The organism is Finegoldia dalianensis (assembly GCF_046255015.1).
GTDB classification, from domain to species: Bacteria; Bacillota; Clostridia; order Tissierellales; family Peptoniphilaceae; genus Finegoldia; species Finegoldia magna.
This window is the reverse complement of the sequence record NZ_JBDLBQ010000003.1, coordinates 1-22,011: the sequence shown is the minus strand read 5'-3', so window position 1 is coordinate 22,011 and position 22,011 is coordinate 1. Positions and strand designations below refer to the sequence as shown.

The 22,011-nt window shown below is 31.8% G+C and carries 25 protein-coding genes; 14 read left to right on the top strand and 11 right to left on the bottom strand.

Annotation, left to right across the window (positions count from 1 at the left end):
- Nucleotides 1-4 precede the first annotated feature (4 nt).
- Genes ABDJ34_RS03900 through ABDJ34_RS03890 form a run of 3 tightly spaced genes read left to right on the top strand, consistent with a single transcriptional unit; the run spans nt 5 to nt 1,891 of the window.
- The gene (locus tag ABDJ34_RS03900) at nt 5-361 is read left to right on the top strand and encodes a GntR family transcriptional regulator (RefSeq protein WP_094206139.1); all 357 of its coding nucleotides are present in this window, start codon (nt 5-7) and stop codon (nt 359-361) included.
- Entirely contained in the window at nt 358-1,062 is a 705-nt protein-coding gene (locus ABDJ34_RS03895; RefSeq protein ID WP_154253779.1) for an ABC transporter ATP-binding protein, read from the top strand. Before ABDJ34_RS03900 ends, ABDJ34_RS03895 begins: the two co-directional genes overlap by 4 nt.
- Nucleotides 1,055-1,891: an antibiotic ABC transporter permease gene (locus tag ABDJ34_RS03890; protein ID WP_412701447.1), complete on the top strand. Its 837-nt coding sequence runs from the start codon at nt 1,055-1,057 to the stop codon at nt 1,889-1,891. The genes ABDJ34_RS03895 and ABDJ34_RS03890 overlap by 8 nt, the downstream gene beginning before the upstream one ends.
- Before the next feature lie 30 nt (nt 1,892-1,921).
- Here the strand turns inward: ABDJ34_RS03890 and ABDJ34_RS03885 are convergent, their stop codons facing one another.
- The 5 genes from ABDJ34_RS03885 to pfkB form a co-directional block, all read right to left on the bottom strand.
- Entirely contained in the window at nt 1,922-2,473 is a 552-nt protein-coding gene (locus tag ABDJ34_RS03885) for a chromate transporter (protein ID WP_412701446.1), read from the bottom strand.
- Nucleotides 2,460-3,023, bottom strand: coding sequence for a chromate transporter (locus tag ABDJ34_RS03880; protein ID WP_412701445.1), 564 nt, complete (start codon nt 3,021-3,023; stop codon nt 2,460-2,462). Before ABDJ34_RS03880 ends, ABDJ34_RS03885 begins: the two co-directional genes overlap by 14 nt.
- Nucleotides 3,024-3,114: 91 nt before the next feature.
- Nucleotides 3,115-3,981 (bottom strand): class II fructose-1,6-bisphosphate aldolase, encoded by an 867-nt coding sequence (fba, locus tag ABDJ34_RS03875; protein WP_002835224.1) that lies wholly within the window; start codon nt 3,979-3,981, stop codon nt 3,115-3,117.
- 52 nt (nt 3,982-4,033) lie between these two features.
- On the bottom strand, nt 4,034-5,905 hold the full coding sequence (locus ABDJ34_RS03870; protein WP_412701444.1) for a PTS fructose transporter subunit IIABC: 1,872 nt from the start codon (nt 5,903-5,905) through the stop codon (nt 4,034-4,036).
- Nucleotides 5,895-6,818 (bottom strand): 1-phosphofructokinase, encoded by a 924-nt coding sequence (pfkB, locus tag ABDJ34_RS03865; protein ID WP_412701443.1) that lies wholly within the window; start codon nt 6,816-6,818, stop codon nt 5,895-5,897. The genes ABDJ34_RS03870 and pfkB overlap by 11 nt, the downstream gene beginning before the upstream one ends.
- Before the next feature lie 70 nt (nt 6,819-6,888).
- Here pfkB and ABDJ34_RS03860 point away from each other — a divergent pair, with 70 nt between their 5' ends.
- Nucleotides 6,889-7,527: a Maf family protein gene (locus ABDJ34_RS03860; RefSeq protein ID WP_412701442.1), complete on the top strand. Its 639-nt coding sequence runs from the start codon at nt 6,889-6,891 to the stop codon at nt 7,525-7,527.
- On the opposite strand, the gene ABDJ34_RS03855 is transcribed toward ABDJ34_RS03860, so the two are convergent.
- Complete coding sequence (locus ABDJ34_RS03855) at nt 7,524-8,633, bottom strand: hypothetical protein (RefSeq protein ID WP_412701441.1); 1,110 nt, start codon at nt 8,631-8,633, stop codon at nt 7,524-7,526. The two genes, ABDJ34_RS03860 and ABDJ34_RS03855, sit on opposite strands and share 4 nt — an antisense overlap.
- Nucleotides 8,634-8,693: 60 nt before the next feature.
- Here ABDJ34_RS03855 and ABDJ34_RS03850 point away from each other — a divergent pair, with 60 nt between their 5' ends.
- Nucleotides 8,694-9,131, top strand: a complete 438-nt coding sequence (locus ABDJ34_RS03850; protein ID WP_412701440.1) for a 2-thiouracil desulfurase family protein — start codon at nt 8,694-8,696, stop codon at nt 9,129-9,131.
- A gap of 212 nt (nt 9,132-9,343) precedes the next feature.
- On the opposite strand, the gene ABDJ34_RS03845 is transcribed toward ABDJ34_RS03850, so the two are convergent.
- The 5 genes from ABDJ34_RS03845 to ABDJ34_RS03825 all read right to left on the bottom strand — a co-directional run bounded on the left by ABDJ34_RS03845 (nt 9,344) and on the right by ABDJ34_RS03825 (nt 14,308).
- Entirely contained in the window at nt 9,344-10,369 is a 1,026-nt protein-coding gene (locus tag ABDJ34_RS03845; protein ID WP_412701439.1) for a YeiH family protein, read from the bottom strand.
- A gap of 104 nt (nt 10,370-10,473) precedes the next feature.
- Entirely contained in the window at nt 10,474-12,015 is a 1,542-nt protein-coding gene (locus ABDJ34_RS03840; protein WP_412701438.1) for an ABC transporter ATP-binding protein, read from the bottom strand.
- A 46-nt stretch (nt 12,016-12,061) separates the two neighbouring features.
- Nucleotides 12,062-12,925 (bottom strand): lipoyl synthase, encoded by an 864-nt coding sequence (gene lipA, locus ABDJ34_RS03835; RefSeq protein ID WP_412701437.1) that lies wholly within the window; start codon nt 12,923-12,925, stop codon nt 12,062-12,064.
- Complete coding sequence (locus ABDJ34_RS03830; RefSeq protein WP_412701436.1) at nt 12,918-13,880, bottom strand: lipoate--protein ligase; 963 nt, start codon at nt 13,878-13,880, stop codon at nt 12,918-12,920. Before ABDJ34_RS03830 ends, lipA begins: the two co-directional genes overlap by 8 nt.
- 8 nt (nt 13,881-13,888) lie before the next feature.
- Nucleotides 13,889-14,308, bottom strand: coding sequence for a PPC domain-containing DNA-binding protein (locus tag ABDJ34_RS03825; RefSeq protein WP_316529949.1), 420 nt, complete (start codon nt 14,306-14,308; stop codon nt 13,889-13,891).
- Nucleotides 14,309-14,453: 145 nt separating this feature from the next.
- Here ABDJ34_RS03825 and ABDJ34_RS03820 point away from each other — a divergent pair, with 145 nt between their 5' ends.
- The 9 genes from ABDJ34_RS03820 to ABDJ34_RS03780 all read left to right on the top strand — a co-directional run bounded on the left by ABDJ34_RS03820 (nt 14,454) and on the right by ABDJ34_RS03780 (nt 21,890).
- Nucleotides 14,454-14,924, top strand: coding sequence for an acyl-CoA thioesterase (locus ABDJ34_RS03820; protein WP_094208259.1), 471 nt, complete (start codon nt 14,454-14,456; stop codon nt 14,922-14,924).
- On the top strand, nt 14,921-17,167 hold the full coding sequence (locus ABDJ34_RS03815) for an ATP-dependent DNA helicase (RefSeq protein ID WP_412701435.1): 2,247 nt from the start codon (nt 14,921-14,923) through the stop codon (nt 17,165-17,167). Before ABDJ34_RS03820 ends, ABDJ34_RS03815 begins: the two co-directional genes overlap by 4 nt.
- 78 nt (nt 17,168-17,245) lie before the next feature.
- Nucleotides 17,246-17,506, top strand: coding sequence for a hypothetical protein (locus ABDJ34_RS03810; protein ID WP_002835237.1), 261 nt, complete (start codon nt 17,246-17,248; stop codon nt 17,504-17,506).
- Complete coding sequence (gene rlmD, locus ABDJ34_RS03805) at nt 17,506-18,834, top strand: 23S rRNA (uracil(1939)-C(5))-methyltransferase RlmD (protein ID WP_412701434.1); 1,329 nt, start codon at nt 17,506-17,508, stop codon at nt 18,832-18,834. Before ABDJ34_RS03810 ends, rlmD begins: the two co-directional genes overlap by 1 nt.
- A 44-nt stretch (nt 18,835-18,878) precedes the next feature.
- Nucleotides 18,879-19,907 (top strand): S66 family peptidase, encoded by a 1,029-nt coding sequence (locus tag ABDJ34_RS03800; protein ID WP_412701433.1) that lies wholly within the window; start codon nt 18,879-18,881, stop codon nt 19,905-19,907.
- Nucleotides 19,908-20,251: 344 nt separating this feature from the next.
- The gene (locus ABDJ34_RS03795; RefSeq protein ID WP_412701432.1) at nt 20,252-20,776 is read left to right on the top strand and encodes a GNAT family N-acetyltransferase; all 525 of its coding nucleotides are present in this window, start codon (nt 20,252-20,254) and stop codon (nt 20,774-20,776) included.
- A 182-nt stretch (nt 20,777-20,958) separates the two neighbouring features.
- Nucleotides 20,959-21,351, top strand: coding sequence for a ferritin family protein (locus ABDJ34_RS03790; protein WP_412701431.1), 393 nt, complete (start codon nt 20,959-20,961; stop codon nt 21,349-21,351).
- A gap of 75 nt (nt 21,352-21,426) precedes the next feature.
- Nucleotides 21,427-21,738: a hypothetical protein gene (locus tag ABDJ34_RS03785; RefSeq protein WP_412701430.1), complete on the top strand. Its 312-nt coding sequence runs from the start codon at nt 21,427-21,429 to the stop codon at nt 21,736-21,738.
- Nucleotides 21,739-21,752: 14 nt separating this feature from the next.
- Nucleotides 21,753-21,890, top strand: a complete 138-nt coding sequence (locus ABDJ34_RS03780; RefSeq protein WP_412701429.1) for a hypothetical protein — start codon at nt 21,753-21,755, stop codon at nt 21,888-21,890.
- Nucleotides 21,891-22,011 lie beyond the last annotated feature (121 nt).

Here is a 22,011-nt window from a genome sequence, read left to right as displayed (position 1 = left end):
TAATATGCAATTTGATGATAATAAGCCTATCTACATTCAAATCGTAGATTATTTTAAATACAAAATAATTAGGCAAGAATTAAAGTCTTCTGATAAAATTCCTTCTGTCAGAGAAACTGCGAAAGAATTGAATGTAAATCCTAACACAGTTCAACGTGCTTATGCAGAGTTGGAAAGCTGTGGAATTACTATGAGTAAACGAGGACTTGGTTCATTTGTCGATGTCGACGAAGATAAATTAAAAGCTTTGAAAAATGATATGGCACAACAATTGATAGATGATTTCTTAAATGAAATGTATCAAATGAATATGCCAAAAGAAAAACTAATGGAACTTATAGATGAAAGGTGGAAAAAATGAGCGTACTCGAAATAAAAAATTTGTCGAAAAAATACGGCAACAAACAAGCACTTAAAGATGTATCATTTACAGCCGAAAAAGGAGAGGTTATCGGACTTCTAGGTCCAAATGGTTCTGGCAAGACAACTTTAATCAAAATTTTAGCTGGAATAATAAAAAAATACGAAGGCGAAGTGAAGATTGATTCACAAAATGTTAATTACAAGACAAAAGAATTCGTAAGTTATTTGCCGGATCGTTTTTTCCTAGACCCTAACCTTACAATCGCTCAAACACAAGCATTGTTCGAAGATTTTTATTCCGATTTTGACGGAGAAAAATTCACTAGTTTTATTGAACAAATGAGTTTGGACAAGAAAATGAAAGTCAGCAATCTATCAAAAGGTATGACTGAAAAATTGAACTTGGCACTTGTGTTATCACGTCACGCTAAGCTTTTCATAATTGATGAGCCAATCGCAGGAGTTGATCCTGTAGCTCGTGAACAAATTTTGGATGCAATTATTGATAACATCGACCCTGACTCTACTCTTGTTATTACTACTCACTTGGTTAGAGATATCGAAAGAATTTTCGACAGAGTAATCATGCTCAACAAAGGTTCTGTGGAATTAAATGATAGCGTAGAAAATTTGAGATCAACTTACAACAAAGGCATTGAAGATGTGTACAAACAAATTTTTGGAGGTCACCATGCTTAAACTTTTAAAACACGATTTAAAAAACAACTTGAAATTATGCTTGATATCATTATTTGTCGGATTGTTGGGAAACAGCTTGTTATATGCATTATTTAAAAATTCAATAATCGCAAATACACAAACGATGGGATTTATCGAAATGCTTTTCTTGATTTTATGTATCCTTGCAGTTTTTGGAAGTTTCTTGGCATTGACTGTACAAATTGTCATGGTGTTCAGACGAGATTACTATTCTGACAGAGGCTATTTGATGTTCACACTTCCTGTTAAAAGCAACGACATTTTAATGAGTAAATTATTATTCGCTCTTATTTGGACAGTAATATTTGCAATATCATTTTCTTTAATAAACTTTTTGGGAATGTATTTTGTTGGTGAATCGAAATTCTTAGAAATGATTAAATTGGCATTTAATAATCCGTACTTTACGATTTCTCCATTTACATTCATCATTTTGACTTTAAACTTTATTATAAGTACATTTATAGGATATATTGTAATGTATTTCTCAATAGTTGCTACAAAATCATTGTTTCCATCAAACAAAACTGGTTACTCATGGATTATAATTATGATTGTGATTAACGTGGTTATATCCCTAATCGACCAAGAAATATTCGCAAGATTCCCTTATCTAATCTCATATGTAGGTGAAGGAATCGTAGATGCTAGCGAATTAATAACGCTAAAAAATTCAGATACAATTACAATGAACACATTCACAAAAATAATGGGAATACCAATTACAAGCACTATTATTTGGATATTGACAGGACTTGGCTTATACCAAGCATCAATTAAAATGATGGACAACTCAATAGATATTTAAACTACAAAAAGCCTCATAGTGAGGCTTTTTTTAAATTACAAATTGATATATTAGTCCTATCGTTGCGCACACGCCGATTATCTTAATGATAGAAACTTTTTTATAATACATTACAAATCCTACAAAAAATGAAATTACAGCTACAACGTTTATGTTTGACGTATTAAATGTGCCATTAAACACTGCCGATTCGAACAAATCGATAAATGCAATGAATATCAGTGCTGCAACTGCAGGTTTGATCCCTTTTAGTATATAATCCAAAAACTTTAATTCTTTTCCCGAGAAAATCAACTTAGATAACGGAAGTAGAATAATTAACGCCGGAAACACCAATCCAGTAGTTGCTACAACAGCGCCCAGCACGGAATATATTTTCATTCCAACAAATGTCGCAGAATTTATCGCTATTGGTCCTGGCGTCATTTGCGATATCGTAAGTACGTCTGTCAATTCTCTAAGACTGATCCATTGATTTTCATTTACTACAAAATTTGTGATAAGCGGAAGTGTTGCATATCCTCCACCAAATGCAAATAATCCAACTTTAAAAAACACCCAGAATAATTTAATCAAAATCATATTTGCCACCCACAATCTTTGAATACATAACTCCGATACAAGCGCATGCAAGTAAAATTATAGCAACGTTGATGTTAAACACAAATCCCATGATAAATGATAAAATCATTATTCCAATTCCCAGTGCCTTGTCTTTTTTCAAGTTTGATTTTGCCAAATCAACAACTGTCAGTAAAAGTATCGCACTGATTGCCCCACTCATACTAATGAGCATCATGTTTATAAATGGATTGTCGTGGATTTTATTGTAAATCAAACTCACGATTGAAATAATAACCAAACAAGGAAGTGTTGCTGCAAGCACACTTGCAATCGCTCCTTTTGTTTTATTGATTCTATACCCCAATAAGATTGACGTATTAATAGCCATCGCTCCTGGACAACTTTGTGCCAAGGCGATTATCTTCATCATCTCGTCGTCGTCAATTATTTTTTTGTTCTTAACAAACTCATCTCTAATTATAGGAACTATTGTATATCCTCCACCAAACGTCACGGCATTAATTTTCAGAAGAGTTTTAAATAAATCTATGTTTTTCAAAATTATCACCTAGATAATATTATCCTATACAATAAAATTTTTTTCAAATCAAAAAGCCGAATCTAAATTAATAGATTCAGCTTGAATTCTGATTTTTTAATTAGTTTGCTTTGTCGATTGATCCAAAAATTTCCATTTTTTCTTTAACTTTTGCTTTGATTGCTTCGTAGCCTGGTTTCAAAACTTTTCTTGGGTCGAATCCTTTCTTTTCTTTGTCTTTATTTTCTTCGAAATATTTTCTAGTTTCTTCTGTAAATACGATTTGACATTCAGTGTTTACATTGATTTTGGATACTCCTAGGCTGATCGCTTCTTTTATCATATCAGTTGGAATTCCTGTTCCACCATGAAGAACTAGAGGCATTTCACCGATTTCTCCTTTGATTTCTCCAAGAGCATTGAAGTCTAATCCTTTCCAGTTTTCAGGATAAACTCCATGGATATTACCAATTCCTGCTGCCAAGAAATCTATTCCTAATTCAGAAATTCTCTTACATTCATTTTTGTCGGCGATTTCTCCTTGACCGATTACTCCGTCTTCTTCGCCACCGATAGCTCCAACTTCTGCTTCAACGCTGATTCCTTTTGAGTGAGCAAGTTCAACTATTTCTTTTGTTTTTTCTATATTTTCATCAATTGGATATTTAGAACCATCAAACATTACTGACGTAAATCCTGCTTCGATACATTTTTTTGCACCTTCGAATGATCCGTGGTCTAAGTGGATTGCTACAGGAACTGTTATGTTTAATTCTTCAATCATTCCTTTAACCATTCCTACAACTGTTTTGTATCCGCCCATATATTTTCCAGCGCCTTCGCTAACTCCCAAAATAACTGGTGAGTTGTTTTCTTGTGCTGTTTCCAAAATAGCTTTAGTCCATTCTAAGTTGTTAATATTGAAATGACCTACTGCGTATTTTCCTTTTAATGCATCTTTTAACATTTTGTCTGCTGCTACTAACATAATTTCCTCCTTGAAAATTTGAAAATTTGTAAATTACAATATTATTATAACATTATTCTGCTTTTTGTTTCCACAATCCATAAATGATTGCTGAAACCAAAGATCCCACTGCTACGGATAATACGAAGAACAACGCTTTGTCTACAGATTCCATAGCTGGTAAAATGAAAATTCCTCCGTGTGGTGCAGGTGATTTTACTCCAAATGCTTGTGTAAGTCCGCCGGCGATTGCACTACCGATTACAGATGATACAATAACTCTCAATGGATCTTTTGCTGCAAAAGGAATCGCTCCTTCTGTGATAAATGATGCACCCAAAATATAGTTAGTGACTGCTGATTTCTTTTCTTTTTCGTCAAATTTATTTTTAAATAGACTAGATGCTAAAGCTATTGCAAGTGGTGCAACCATTCCTCCAGCCATTGTAGCTGCCATAAAAGCACCATTACCAGTATCTGTGAATACTCCTATTGAGAAAGTGTAACTTGCTTTGTTAACAGGACCTCCCATGTCCACACTCATCATCGCTCCAAGCAATGCTCCAAGTAAAATTGAGTTTGTAGTTCCCATGTTTGCCAAAAATCCGTTGATTGCTTTGTTAATTGTAGTAAACACTGGAGATATTACGAAAATCATACCCAAAGATGTTAATAGCAATCCAAATACCGGGAAGATTAGCATTGGTTTAGTTCCTTCTAATGATTTTGGAAGATTTCTAGTAATTTTCTTCAAGAATAAAATTACATAACCTGCTAAGAAACCACCTAAAAGTCCTCCCAAAAATCCTGCGCCTTGTCCTGCAATGAAACCTGCAACCATACCAGGCATTAACGCCGGTCTATCGCCAATACTCATAGCAATGTATCCTGCCAAAATTGGAATCAAAAATCCAAACGCAGCTTGGCCACCTACGGAGAATAAATTATAAATTGGTGAAGTGTCTGAGAAAAATCTTTCAACCAAGAATGACAACGCCAATAAAATTCCGCCGCCAACTACAAATGGTAACATATGACTAACGCCATTCATAATATCTTGGTATAATTTTGATTTCCAATTTGTCGTTTCTTCTTCAACTTCTTTTGACTCCGATTCATCTGCATGATAAATCTTCGCTTTTCCGTCTACTATTTTTTCAATCAAATCTTTTGGATTTCTAATTGCATCGGAAACAGGACATTCAATTACATTCTTGCCGTTAAAACGTGCTGTTTCTACTTTTCTATCAGCAGCAATTATAATTCCAGTAGATTTTTCGATATCAGCAGCGCTTAATTTGTTCTTAACACCATCAGATCCGTTTGTTTCTACCTTGATGTCAACTCCCATTTTAGATGCTTGTTCCTTCAAAGCTTCTTCTGCCATATAAGTGTGTGCAATTCCCGTTGGACATGCAGTTACAGCTAAGACGAATGGCTTTTCTGTATAAATCGAGCTAGTTTCTACTGGTGCTACTTTCGGCTCAGATTCTTCTGAATAATCATCAATAGTTTTGTAAACATCTTCTGGAGATTCTGATGCTTTTAATCTGTCAATAAATCCTTCTTTTAATAAAAGCTTGGACAGTTTCGCCAAAGTTTCAATGTGCATTTGGTTTTGTCCTTCAGTTGCTGCAATCATGAAAAATATATAAGTATCTTCTCCATCTAATGCTTCATAATCCACGCCAGTTGTACTTCTAGCAAATACAATCGCAGGTTTATTCACTGCTGATGTTTTTGCATGAGGCATAGCAACACCTTCTCCAAGACCTGTCGAAGATTCCAACTCTCTTTTCATAATTTCAGATCTAAATTTTAGTACATCATTAATAACATTGTCTTCGTACAATTTTTCGATCATTTCATCTATAACATCTTTTTTAGTAGTAGATTTAAGATTCATGATCATTAGATCTTTTGAAAGCAAATCTTTAATTTCCATTATTTTCCCCCATATTTATTATTTTTAATTTGCCAAAAATTTCATTTATTTGATCCTTTTCTCCCATATCATATGAGAAAACAGTCGCAGTCGCACTAGCCACAGCCATTTTGAACATATTTTCTTCACTCATTTCATTCATATAAGCGTAGATAAATCCTGCAACCATACTATCTCCAGCGCCAACACTGTTGATAACTTCTCCTTTTACAATTGGAATGTAAAATGAATTATTTGCACTCACAAAAATCGCACCATCACTTCCCAAAGAACATATCACATGCTCTGCTTTTGGAATCATGGTCGATTTTATATACGAAATTATTTCTTCTTTTGAATTAAACTTGTCTCCGTAAATTTCTTCTAATTCTGCTTGGTTGGGTTTTAGCAACAAAGGATTATAATCCAAGCTTTTCAATAACACATCACCAGTTGTATCCAATGTGAATCTAGTATTCGGAGATAATTTTTTTATCATTTCCACATAAATATCTTTGTCCATATTCTTAGCTACAGATCCGGAAAAAGATACTATTCCACCATCAATTCCAGAAAGTTTTTCATAGAAGTCTTCTAATTCTTGTTGTGAAATGTCAGGACCTGGAGCATTGATTTCTGTCTCAGAATTCAGTTTCAGTTTTACATTTATCCTGTTGTTATCCTCAATCTTAGTAAAATCGTGGAGAATTCCAAGCTCATCTAATAATTTTTCAATGTAATCTCCTGTAAATCCTCCCAAAAACCCAATATTTTGGGTTTCTACTTCCAAATTATGTAGCAACTTGCTAACCATAATTCCTTTACCACCAGCGTAAAGTTCGATGACTTTCGCCCTGTTTGTTTCTCCAAATTCAAAATCATCCAATCGCATTATGTAATCAATCGAAGGATTTAATGTCACTGTATATATCATATAATCACCATATTATATATACCCATTTGACACATCAATAAAAAAATAAGACAATATATTTGGTGATAAAATGAAATACGTTAAAAATGTTTCGAAAATTGGAAATTTAGACGAATTTACTCATGTGATTTTGGTTAGCAAATCTCCAAGAAGAAACGAATTATTGAAAAATATTTGTGAATTTGAAAGCACATCTACAGATATTGATGAAAGAAAAATTGAAAAGTTAGCATATGAAAAATACAAAGACCGTGAAACTATAGAAAAACTTGCACTTGTTTGCTGTGAAATATCCAAAGCAAAAATTCTTCCATTAGAATTAAAAGAAGACACGCTATACATTTCTTCTGACACAATCGTAATTAATGACGGTAAAATTTTGAACAAGCCACAAGATTATGACCAAGTATTAGATATGCTAACATCCTATCTCGGAAAAGTTCACAAAGTTGTGACATCTGTTTGTTTGAAATCAAAAAATTACGAAGAAATATTCTACACTTTCAGTAATGTAAAATTTTCAGAAAAAACAGATAAAAATATCCAATTAATCAAAAAATATATCGACCAAGGCAACGTTTACGACAAAGCTGGTGCGTACGGAATTCAAGATTTAAATCCAGTTCTTATAGAATATATCGAAGGTGATTTGAACACAATTATAGGCCTTCCTGTCAGCGAAATTAACAAAAGACTCAACCAAGATTAATCTTCTAGGTTGAGTCTTTCTTCCCATATATTTCTCTGTTCAACTATGAAACTTCTCATATCGTCATCAAATTTAATCTTTTCAATTAATTCATCAAATGTTTCCCTGTCCAAAATATCGAATCTTTTATATTCTCTAAAACGTTTCAATATATGTATTATTACAGCTTTTTCTTCTAAATCCTCATAATAAACCCCATAGCTCTTTTTTGTTCTTGAAAACAAATAAATATTAACATAATCCGTTAATTCTTTGTGTCGCATCAATGTTCCTGGAATTAATTTACAATGCATCTCTTTTCTTAGCTTATTTCTATTACTATTTTTAGATTTTATATCCATCTTAAATTCTTCAATCGATTTTATTGATTCACTTGTGGCTTGATTAATAATATTTTGATACAAATCAGAATTTAATTTTTCAAAGCTAGATACATCTACATAGTAACTCTTATTGTAAGCATATACTTTCTTTCTGTAATCTGTATTCCTTGATTTATCTGGATATAATGAATGTGCATATACATCATTCTTAAAACTGGAGTATATGTAAAATAAATTATCACCATCAGCCACAATATCACCTTTATCAAGATTGAATTTTCTGTTCATTCTCATTGCTCTTAAATGATTATTTTTACGTATAGTCAATACTTTTTCTAATCTATCTAAGTCAGAATCATTCGGTCTTTGGAAAAACCAGCCTATATTTCTTATTTCAATATGCTTTACTTTTGACAAATTGTAATATGAATTAGTCCAAGAATCTAACTTTCTGCCGCGAATATAACAATCTTCATTAATAGATTTATAAATACCAAAATATTTATAATTGGTTAAACATTTAGGCCTAACATGGCTTGATGGATATCCCAGCAAATAATTATCTCTCTTCTCTATAATAATATAAGGTCTTTGCTCGTGGCCTGGTTTAACATCGTACAAGTTTGAATCACTCATAGGCATTTCACAAAAAATCACATCGCCGACTTTAGCATTTTCGAAAATCTCTTTTTGCTCTTCTGTATAATTTTTCCCACTTTTTATTATTTGAACAAGCCTATTGCATTTCCTTTTTATAACATATTTAAACTTATTAAAATTCATATCATTCTCCTTTATTCATTATAACAAAATCAATGATATAATGAAATTGGAGGTTATATTATGCAAAATGTTTTAATTAGCGCTTGTTTATTAGGAATTGATTGCAAATACAATGGATCTAACAACAAATTAGACGATGAAATTATTAATTCGCTCAAAGAAAAATACAATTTAATTCCAGTGTGCCCAGAAATTATGGGTGGAATGCCAACTCCAAGAAATCCTGTTGAGATTCGTGATGGGAAAGTTTTTGATTATGACGGAGAAGAATTTACAAAAGAATTTGAAAAAGGAAGCAAAGAAGTCGTTAAACTTGCGAAGTTATACAATCCTACAATTGCAATCTTAAAAGAAAATTCTCCATCATGTGGATCGAATTACATTTACGATGGAACTTTCAATCATCAAAAAATAAAAGGCATGGGGATTGCTGCTCACAAACTTTCAAAAGAAAATATAAAATTATTTAGTGAAGAAAATGTTAAAATATTACTGTAAAATATAAAAATATTACTATTTGTTTGATTTTTTTACTTTGATAATCATTTTTAGTTGACAAATTGAAAAACCGTAGTATAATGATAATAGATATCAATTTATATCAAACAAACCCCTTGTAAGATAAAATTGTACTTAAGAATCACGGCTCCCCCTAAAGCCGTGATTTTTTTCATGAAAAAAGCTACGCAAAATTTTTGCGTAGCTTTATGCTATATTAGTCCAAGTGCAAATTGCATTGCTATTGAAACTATAGTGATTCCAATCCAGCAACAAAACCCAAGTAGGATTGGTTTGCCACCTGTTTTTATTAATTTTACAATATCTGTTTTAAATCCAATTGCAGCCATTGCCATTACAATGAAAAATTTAGACAATTCTTTTAATGGATTAAAAACTTTCGCATCTACTCCCATTTTCAAAGCAACTGTAGTTATAATACTTGCAAGAACGAAATACAAAATGAACATAGGAAATATTTTTTTGAGTTCAACTTTTTCTGATTGTTCTTGTTTTTTAGTTCTCAAATACGACAATACCAAAGTAATTGGAATAATCGCTAATGTTCTAGTCAATTTTACAGTAACAGCTTTGTCCAATGTTTGTGTTCCCAAATTGTACAATCCATCCCAAGTTGCAGCTGCAGCTGTTACTGATGATGTATCATTAACCGCAGTTCCTGCAAAAATTCCGAACGCTTCTCCAGAATGAGTGGAAAATCCAATTACGCTTCCCAACAACGGAAAAATCAAAGCCGCAATTACATTGAAGAAAAATATTACAGAAATTGCCTGTGCAACATCTTCATCATCAGCTTCTATTACTGGAGCAGTCGCTGCAATTGCAGATCCACCGCAAATTGATGATCCAACTCCTACTAATATCGCAATGTTTTTCGCAATATTCATTTTCTTTGCAAGTACGTAAGAAATAATTAAAGATGTGGAAATAGTTAGTATAATTATTGGCAATGATTGTTTTCCAGTTTCCATTACAACCGCCAAATTCATTCCAAATCCAAGTAAAATTACTGCATATTGCAATATTTTTTTCGATGCAAATTTCATTCCGATTTCAAATTGTGATTTGTCTTTAATAATGTATCCCATAACAATCCCAACCAAAATAGCTAGGACTGCCCCACCAATTACAGGAAATTTTTTCCCTAAAAAGTGGCAAGGAATAGCTATTAAAAGACACAGCAATAATCCTTTATAATTTTTATTTAACCAATTCATAATTCCTCCAAAATTTTAATTACTTATATATTTTAACTCAAAAAATATTAATGTAAAGTATCACAAAAAAACACCACGATAAATTATTTACCGTGATGTTTGATTTATTCTTGAACTAACAAATAGTCGCTGTCAATATTTTTAACATACAATACTTCGTCAAATTTTTCCTTGATAAATGGATTAACGTCCTTAGCACAGTAGATTGATCCATTGAATCTCAAAATGAAATCTTCAAGCAAAATATTTCCCGTATTTTCGTCCAAATTTTCAAATAAATTAACCACCATATTAAATTCAGAATCTTGATTGATTATTCTCTTGTATCTAATCAAATTCTTGTCCCTATCACTGTATTCAGAATACCTTTGTTTTGAAGTCAATTCTTCATCGAATATGCTTAATAACGGTGGAATTTTTTTATCAGCAAATGAATTGAACAATGTAACATTGTTTCTAAAATCAGTGTCGAAAATATAACTTTCATCGTAAGTGACAAGCATGTTTGATGACAAATCAAACTCCTCTATAGGCTCGTTATTGACTAAAATCATTCCGCTTTGTGGAGATAATGTTTGAATGAATGATTTGGCTAGTAAATTTACAACTTCTTCATTATCACAAATAATTAAGTATTTTTTGTCAGTATAAAATGTGTAGTTGATCTTAACTTTAACATTTGAAGAATACAATTTTACATCTCTGAACTCAATGTCTTTTATGTGGTCTATGATTTTATCTGATTTTTCTTGATTGCCAAAAATTTCTTCCATTTCAAAAACTTTATCTTCAGATTGCACAATCATGGATCTTTCTTTTACGATTTTTTTAATCATGTGATACAACAACATTATAGAGCTTATAAGTATTATAATTTCACCAGTTTTTATTTCTGGTGATTTGATAATGTAAATCAAACTGATTATAAAATACAATCCAATAAACAATAATTTTAGGTTGTATTTCGTGAGTTCTTCCTTATCAAGATCCATAACTTTTTCTGATATGTCTTCAATTAGTTTGCTGTGTACAACTTCAAGCGCTTTGTTTGCTTTTGAGTTGATAACTTTCTTGGAGTTTAACATATCATCTAGAAAATACACGTATTTTTTTCTTAAATTGGATGTATTTGTTTTCTTTTCTATTATTGATTTGTCGATTCTCACATTGATTAAACTGAAAATCAACACTCCAACTGTTATAATTGACACCGGAACAAATGATACGCAAAAACCCACCGTAAGCATTACCACAATTAGTAAAATAACATCAGAAATCAATTCTAATGTAGGAATAATATAATATTCTTTTAAATAAAGCGATGTCGATGTTATATCATTCGAAAAAGTTTTTTCCTTTTGATCTATTTCATAAAAATTTTGTGATATTACATTATGAAACAAATCTTGTTTAAACCCTTCTACAAAAGAAAGTCCCATGTTGTAAATCGTCCTGTCCTTGAGATAATTTATTCCAGCGAACAAAATCAATGATGCACTAATTACAATAAGTGAGAAGGTCTTATTTTGAACTTCAAATAATCTTTTCGTAAATACTATCGCCACCACTAAAAAACACGACAACAAAATTGTCAGTAAAATTTGCATTAGCAAATTGATTTTCTCTCTAAAAATGTACTTATTCATATATTCCCTCTTATAATACAAAATAGAGCTTTCGCCCTATTTTGCATTACTCATCTTCTTTTTTCTCCAATGATTTAAATACATTGCCCGCATTGTATGAACTTCTTACGAATGGACCGCTTTCAACGTGTTTAATTCCGATTGATTCTCCGTATTGTTTGTATTCTTCAAATTCTTCTGGAGTAACGTATCTGTCTAACTTTGCATGTTCTAATGTAGGCATTAAATATTGTCCAATTGTAACTATATCTACTTTTAATTCGTTTAACTTGTCCAACATTTGATGAACTTCTTCATTTGTTTCTCCAAGTCCAACCATAAATCCAGATTTAGTTACAAGTCCTTTTTCTTTTGCATATCTTAAAACTTCAAAAGAATTGTCCAAGTTACCTTGAGGTCTCATTTCTTTGAAGATAGAACGAACTGTTTCAACGTTGTGATTTAATACATCTGGTCTTTCATCAAAAACAATATCCAATAATTCATGCTTTGCGTGCATATCAGGAATCAAAACTTCTACTAATGTTCCTTCATTGTATTTTCTAATTTCCTTGATAACATTTTTGAATTGAGTTGCACCTTCGTCTTTTAAGTCATCTCTGTCAACTGAAGTAATAACAGCATATTTCAACCCTAATTTTTGCACAACTTTTGCAACATTTTCAGGTTCCTTTTCATCAACAGCTCTTCCTCTTCCAGTAGTTACGTTGCAATATCTACAGTTTCTAGTACAAATATCTCCTAAAATCATAAATGTAGCTGTACGTGATTCGTAGCATTTCATTCTGTTAGGACAATTTGCTTCCTTGCAAACTGTGTTCAATTCAAATCCATCTACTAAACTTTCTACTTCGTGAAGGTTTTGGCTACCTTCGATTTTTACTCTCATCCATTTTGGTTTTCTAATCAAATATATCACCTAAAAACACTTTCTCATCCATTCCAACAATGTATTCCCCGATATTAACATCATTTAATACACTGTGGAAACCGTCTATTGTCATAGCCTTTCCAACAAACATATCGCAAAATTCTGAAATATCTTTGTTTGAAAAGAAATCCCCTTCTATTTTAAAACTATCAATCAAATTATCCTTGATGTTGTAGCTATACTCCACAACTCCAAACTTGTGTTTTCTTTGATAATTTGCAGTAGTTTCTCCTTTTGAGTAAATAAATTCTTCATTTTTAAATAAATCGATGTATTTATTCACTTCTTCTTTTTCAGAATCGTTAAGCACGTATTCTTCTAAGTTATTATCTTCAATGATACCGTTTTTAATTTTATTGAAAAACTCATCGTATTCCATATCAATCATATCATTAATAGTTGTGATTCTGGATTCTACCGATTTGATGGCTTTTCCTTCGAATTTTATTTTTTGAGGAGTAAGTGAATGCATCATTTTTTCGACACCAATATCGAAAAGAATTGTACCATGATGAACAACCATGCTGTTTTTCATATATTGTGCGTTGCCACTTATTTTCTTACCGTCAATCAAAATATCATTTCTACCGCTGAATTCTGGATTAAGTCCTATTTTTTTCATTTGATTGATTATCATATTAGCGAAATGTTTGAAGTCATTTGCGTAGTTTTGACTTTCAATAAAAGTGTATTGCATATTTTTTTCATCAGTATATATGCAACCACCGCCAGATAACCTACGAACTAGATTAATCCCATTTTCTTCAGTGTATTTCAAGTTAACTTCTCTGTAAATATTTTGATTCTTACCTAGTAAGATTGAATCCTTGTTTCTCCACAAAATAAAAACTGGAATGTTATGCTTTGCGAAAAAATATTCAACCGCAAAATTGTAATACGGATCTACGCTGTCATTATTAAAATAATATTTCATTTTCCCCTCTAAATATCGTATAAATTTAAACCTGTTACAGAATCTTTGAATCTATCAACCTTTTCATCTATTTTATTAATTATAATCTCACAAGTTGCTGATATGATAGCCTCGTTCAAATGTCCGCCGTGAACATTCAAATTCTCATCTGCAAATGTAATATGCATGTGCAAATAAGGTTTGTCATTCATAGTAGAGATATTTCCAAGGATGCTCGTGATTTCCATCTCTCCTGTAAAATTTTTCTTAGTGTATTCTTGTTTTTCTACACTGTATAATCCCACAGTTATATTATCGCTGGCGCCAATTCCTGAAATAGAACCATTTTTTAGTTGAAGTTTTTCAACTAATTCGAATAATTTTTCTACAACGTCTTCGCCCTTTTCAATTCGGACTAAAACATTATCATAATATTCTCTATATTTCAAATCATTAACCTCCTGTAAAGTTCATACAATCTAATTATACATTTAATTTCTTTTTGTTTCAATTTTAAAAACTTGTGATTGATTTCATTTTTCCGAAAATAAAATTTTATACTATAATAGAAGTAAGAATTAAAAGGTGGAAAATATGAAAACAAAACAAGATACAAAAACAATTGTAAAATTCAGAGCAAATGGAGATATGGGAAATTTTTACGGACTTCTACACGGAGGAGAATTATTCAAAATGATGGACACAATCGCAGGTGTGTGCACGAGAAGATTTTGTTCTAATAAAACATTGACCAAAGCTGTAAATAATTTGACATTTAATGCTCCAACAAAATTAGGTGAAATCATAAAAATCACAGCAATTATAGATTACGTTGGCAAAACGAGCATGGAATGTTTCGTTCGTGCAAAAGTAGAAGGAACTGATATCATAAAAGCTTCGGGATATTTCACAATGGTAAGTGTAAACGAAGACGGAGAATCTGAAATGGTAAATGAAACAATAGAATATGTAACAGATGAGGATAAAATGTATCGTGATTTAGCGATTGAAAGAAGGAAAATTTACAAGGAAGTAAATTTGCTTCAACAAAATTATAAACTATGAAAAAAGAAATCAAACTTTCTGTCAGAGATTTGGTTGAATACACTGAACGAAGCGGCGATATAGACGATAGATTCAGAAATGTGTTCGACAGAGCAAAAGAAGGCCAGAAAATCCACAAAATGATTCAAAAAGAATACGATATTGGATTTTTGCCGGAAGTTACTCTCAAAAACACTACCCTCTACAAATCGGTAAATTACATCGTGGAAGGTAGAGCTGACGGAATAGGAATTAAAAATGGCAAAACGTTAATAGATGAAATAAAATCGACTACTCGTGATTTGGAAGAATTGGAATACAATTCCAACAAATATCACTGGGCACAAGTAAAATGCTACGGGTATTTTTATGCTTTGGACAACGACTTGGAAGATATTGATTTGCAGCTAACTTATTATCAAACTGATACCAAGAAAATAAAATTTATCAGACAAAATTTTACTTTTGAAGAATTAAAAGAATTTTATTTTTCATTGTTAGAAAAATACTCCGTATTCACCGAGTTAATCACACAACACATAAAGAATCGTAACGAATCCATTCATAACTTGTTATTTCCATATCCTGCATTTAGAGCTGGTCAGAAGTATTTGAGCCAAAACGTGTATTCTGCAACCAAACAGGGTGTGGATTTGATGGTGGAAGCTGCAACAGGAATTGGCAAGACTATCTCCACGCTTTTCCCTTCAATTAAAGCTATGGGAGAAGATTTGACGGACAAGATTTTTTATTTGACTGCAAAGTCTACGCTAAAAAAAGCTTGTAACGACCAGTTGTATTTAATGAAACAAAAAGGTTTGATAATAAAATCAGTCGAGATAATCGCAAAGAACAAGGTCTGTATCAATAATGAAGTTAAATGTAATCCAAATGATTGTGAATTTGCAAAAGGTCACTACGACAGGGTGAACAAATGCATTCTCGATATGCTTGAAAACGAAGATATTATAGTGGAAGAAATCATTAAAAAATACGCATTCAAATACAGAGTTTGTCCATTGGAATTGGAGCTTGATTTGTCCAATTTCTGTGACATTGTGATTTGTGATTACAATTACGTTTTTGATCCGGTAGTATATCTTAAAAGATTTTTCGAAGTTCCTTATTTGAGAATGTCGCTTTTGGTTGATGAGGCTCATAATTTGGTGAGTCGAGGACGTGATATGTATTCGTATTCATTGAGTTTCAACCAGCTTATGGACTGTTGTGATGAACTTTTAGATGATAAAAAAGAACTCAAAATCAAACGCAACTTGAAGAAACTAGCAAAACAAATCAAAGATGAATCTTTGGGAAAACCAGTCAACACATACAAGGATTTGTCAGTAGATTTGATTGATTATTGTGTACGTTGCAAAGAATCCATGACGAAATTCTTGGTCGAAGAAAAGGACAAACCATACTACGACAAAGTATTGGATGTGTATTTTGAAATCAATAAATTTTTGAAAATTTCTGATTTTTACGACGATTCTTTCGTCACTTTGATAAAATCTGAAAATGATGATGTTATTTACAACATCATGTGCTTGAACACACACAATATTTTTAAAAATCTTTTGAAAAAATGTAAATCCAACGTATTTTTCTCAGCGACACTGTCTCCTATGACCTACTTCGCAGATGTGTTGGGTTTGGAAAAATTCTACAACATAAGATTGGAATCTCCTTTCCCAAAAGAGAATTTGAAAGTAAATCACATCAACATTTCAACTAGATTCAAAGACCGCGAAGATACGAAATATAAAATTGCAGAAATCCTTCGAAAAATCAACGAAAAGCCTGGAAACAAGCTCATATTCTTCCCTTCTTATTCGTACTTGGAATCTGTGTATGAGATTTGTGGTTTCGATATTTTAACACAAGAACGAACGCTAACTGATATGGAAAGGTTGGAATTTTTGTCCCAATTTACAACAACTTCAACCATAATGGCTTTTTGTGTTTTGGGTGGAGTGTTCAGCGAAGGCGTGGATTTGAGTGGCGACAGATTGAATACTGTAGGGATAATTTCAGTCGGACTTCCCGGAATTAGCGTAGAAAATGATTTGATTAAAAAATATTTCGACGAAAATGGAAAAAACGGATTCGATTACGCTTATGTGTATCCAGGAATGAACAAGGTACACCAAGCTGGTGGAAGACTTATTAGAACAAACACCGATACTGGAGAATTATTTTTGATTGACGATAGGTTTGATTCATATCCTTACAAATCACTTCTTCCGAATAGCTGGAAATAATTTTTCTGAGAAAAATACAACACAATATGGTAAAATTAACTTAATCCCAATGGGAAATTTAAAAATGAAGGTGAAATTATGTCAGAACAAATAGAATTTAGATTTGATACACAATTATTAATAGCAGGAGAAAACTTATCAAGCGATACAATTAGTGAATATATTACAGAACATTTCAAAGGAGATTGCCTTTTGGTTGTAGGTGGCGATGATTTGATTAAAATTCATTTCCATACTAATGAACCTTGGCAAGTATTGGAATACGGACAATCAATCGGAGATATTCACGATATCGTCGTAGAAAATATGCAAAGACAAGCAGACGGTCTACAAGGATAATGAAAAAAATTTTAGAGGCAAAAGTAGAATACAATGTGTTTCCTAACAAGGGAATTTGCAAAATAGACGATAATTTGTATTCTATAAAGAACACAATTCAAGGACAAACAATCTCTTTTCAACGAAAAAGAAAGAAAAAGGGATTTATTGAGGGAAAACTAGTTGAAAGACTAGAAAACTCCCCTCTTGAAACTATTGAAGGTTGTCCTGTAAATGAAAGATGCGGCGGTTGTATTTATCAAAAATTAGAGTATGATGTGGAGTGTGATTTGAAGAAAAAAACACTCACTGAATTGTACAAAGATATTTACGATGAGGATATTAATTTTCATCCATCGCCTATTTTACAAGGCTACAGAAACAAAATGGAATACACTTTTGGAGATAGCGTCAAAGGTGGTCCACTTGTTTTAGGACTTCACACTAAAAACAAATTCTACGAAATAACAGACACTGTAGATTGCAATATCATTGATGAAGGCTTCAACAAAATCAGACAAGCTGTTCAAGAATATTTTCGTGACAAAAATTACGAATTTTTCAAAAAAATAAAACATACTGGACTTTTGAGACACTTCATAATCAGAAAAACTTTCAGTGAAGATGAGTACATGATTAATTTGGTAACGACAAGTGATGAGTTTGATGTGAATGATTTCGTTGAATTTGCAAAGCAAATCGACAACAGAATCGTGTCTATTTATCACACAATTAACGATAATATTTCAGACGCAGTAATAGTCGACAAATTGGAATTGTTGTACGGCAAAGAATATTTGACAGAAAAAATAAATGGCTTGGAATTTAGAATATCTCCATTTTCCTTCTTCCAACCAAATCCAGCACAAGCAGAACAAATTTATAACAGAGCATTGGAATTAGCTGGAGATTTGTCAGGAAAAAACGTCTACGATTTGTACTGTGGAACTGGTACCATCGCACAAATTTTTGCAAAAAAAGCTGAAAGTGTAATCGGAGTCGAAATAATTGCTGAAGCAGTCGAAAAAGCACAAGAAAACGCAGAACTAAATGGATTGACTAACACAAAGTTCATCTGCGATGATTGCTTGAATTTTATGGAAAAAGTTGAGAAAAAAGACGTAGTAGTCCTCGATCCACCACGAGATGGAATTCATCCAAAAGCAATCGATAGATTAATCGACATCAATCCAGATAAATTCATCTACATTTCTTGCAATCCGATAACACAAAGAATGGATTTGGACAAATTTATCGAAAAAGGATATAAAATTAAGTCATTAGAGTTTTTCGATCAGTTTCCAAGGACTTACCACTGCGAAGCTGTTGCGTTGCTATCAAGAAAATAAGAACATAGGATATTTTTACTTTATTTAGAAATTTGGAGGAAATAATGATAAAGAAAATAGGAGTTGTGAGCTTATCCAGTGGTGTTTTGGGAGAAAGTTTCGTTGAGCATGAAATAAAAATAGGAATAGACAGATTAAATAAGCTAGGAGTCGAAATAGAGTTTTTACCTAATTCTTTGAAAGGAATTGATTTTTTAAAGAATCATCCGGAAGCTAGGGCAGATGATTTGCTGCTTGCTTTTGAAGATGACACTATTGATATGATTTTATGTGCTATTGGTGGAGAAGATACCTATAGATTAGCTCCTTATTTATTTGAAAGAGATAGATTAAAAAATATTGTTAAACAAAAACTTTTTTTAGGCTTTTCTGACTCAACAATGAATCACTTTATGCTAAATAAGCTTGGAATAAAAACATTTTATGGTCAGGCTTTCTTGCCAGATGTATGTGAATTATCTGCTAATATGTTAGCTTATACAGAAAAATACTTTTTGGAACTTATAAAAACAGGAAAAATAAATAAGATACATCCTAGTGAAGTTTGGTATGAGGCAAGGGAAGATTTTAGCGAGAAAGCTATTGGAATAGAAATGAAAAGCCATAGTAATACTGGTTTTGAGCTTTTAAGAGGAAATCCTATATTTAGTGGAAAAATTTTAGGCGGATGCATAGAAACAATATATGATATGTTCGATAATTCTAGATTTAACGATACAGTAGAAATTTGTAGCAAATATAATTTATTTCCAACCCTTGAGGAATGGGAGAATAAGATTTTACTAATAGAATCAAGCGAAGAAAAATCAAAACCAGATTTATATAGGAAAATGATACGTGCTCTAAAAAACTACGGCTTATTTGATGTATTAGCAGGAGTATTAGTAGGAAAACCTCAAAATGAAATCTATTACGAGGAGTATAAATCTATTTTATTAGAAGAAATCACTAATAAAGATTTACCAATTGTCTATAATATAAATATTGGACACTCAACTCCAAGATGTATAATTCCTTTTGGGGTAGAAGCAGAAGTAAATGTAAGTAAACAAACTATATCCTTTAATTATTAAACAAAATTAAGCTAAGCCATGAGCTGTTTTTTCTACTTTAGAATGATTTAGTAAATTATAAGATGTTTATTGATCGGCATATTCCCACATACGAGGCTTTTGAAAAATAACCAATGTTATCCATACTGACCACTCAAGACACTGCGAAGCTATTGTGTTGTTGGAGAAAAAGTAGAAAAACCTGGGTGCTTGAAATCAATATATTATTGATTTTGTGGATTTATTATTAAAAGCTTAGTATTTTGAAATTAGTTGTCGAAAATTTCTTTCAAATTCTTGTTTTTAGCTACATTTTGGATATTGAGTAGGTTGTGTCATGGTATGGATGGAATTAAGGAAAATATATGAAACTAAAATTAATTAAACTAACTAAAGAGTATGAATTAAAGCTTGGTGAGATGATTGATGAATGGAAGATTGACCAAGAAATGAATAACACAAACACTTCTCCGTGGTCAATATTTAAAAATGATTACGATGATTTTGACTATTATCTAAATAACTTAGAAATAAAATCTAAAACTGAAAATAAAGTTCCAGATTCAGTTTTCTTCCTTTTAGATGAAGAAAGAGATAGGCTTTTAGGAGCTGTAAATATTCGCCACTATTTAAATGAGTCACTTTTGAAAGAAGGTGGACATATTGGAGATGGAATAAGACCCAGTGAGAGAAAAAAAGGCTATGCCACAGAAATGGTAAGACTAGCTTTGATAGAGTGTAAAAAGTTGGGAATTGAAAGAGTACTCATGATTTGTGATAAAGAAAATATAGGATCAGCTAAGTCTATTATTAAAAATGGTGGAGTACTTGAAAATGAGTTTGTTAACTCAGATGGTAAGACAATTAAAAGATATTGGATAGACAATTAATTGTGTTTAAAAGTACAGCGTAAAACTACAATAGAGCAACAAAAAATTTATATTTAAATTTAAAACCCGGCTTTATCACTATTGATAATAGTCGGGTTTTTGTTTTGTGGTAAAATTAAATTAACTAAAAAATTATTCTATGAATTTAAGGGAACTAATCGAATCTAAAATAGGAGAAAAAAATGAATATAACACAAAAAGATATGAAAATACTATTGAAATCTCAACAAGGTGAATTGGACGTTGTGTTAATGTATCGTGCACTTGCAGATACTGTAAAGGATGCAAATGATCAAGAAACTTTTCGTAAGCTTGCTACAGAAGAAGGTCATCATGCATCGGTATTCCACAATCTTACAAAAGAAAATCTGAAACCTAAAAAAACCAAGGCGATAATTATTCCTTTGCTTTATAAGATAATAGGAAAGAAAAAATTATATAAACTAATTGCAAACGGAGAATACAATGCTGCTAATACCTATGCACCAGTTGCTGAAAAATTCCCAGAAATAGAAAGTGTCAAAAACGATGAAAAAAGACACGGTGATATTGTAAGTTCATTAATTAAGAATTAATTTGGATTTTGATAAATAATACTATTAGCGTTATAATATAACAATGTTAAATTTTAAATACACAAGGAGGATATTATGAAATTAGAAGATTTTACAGAAAAAGAACAATCAGAAATCAACGACGGACTATCCTCAGCAGAAATCAGTGACAAAGAAGCCTCAGATAAAATATTAGCCTTGGTTCCGGATGGATGGATCAAAAAAATTCCGTTTTTTGTAAGAAAACACTCAACGACTAAAACAATTGAAAGAATTGCCAACCAATATCCTGAACTTTACGCTGTAGCAAAAAGAGAAGGCGAACTTCCTGAAAAAGAGCGTGACGAATTGCAAAAAATCATCACAGATATTTTTAAGGAAAAAATGGCAAAACACAATATAAAATAGTTCGAGGATTCAATATGGACACTATAATAGTCAATGATAGAATCAAACTTGTTCCCTATTTTGAAAATTACGATACTACTTTGAAATGGTACGAAGATAAGGATGTATGCAAACAAGTCGACAACATCGATTTCGTATACGATATTGGATAAAGTCCGTATAATTGTGTAAAAGTAAAAAGGCCATATAACAGTCCTTTTACGGTACAATGTTTTTAACGACAAAAACATACCCAGGAGGACTTTTACATGACCCAAGTACATTTTACACTGA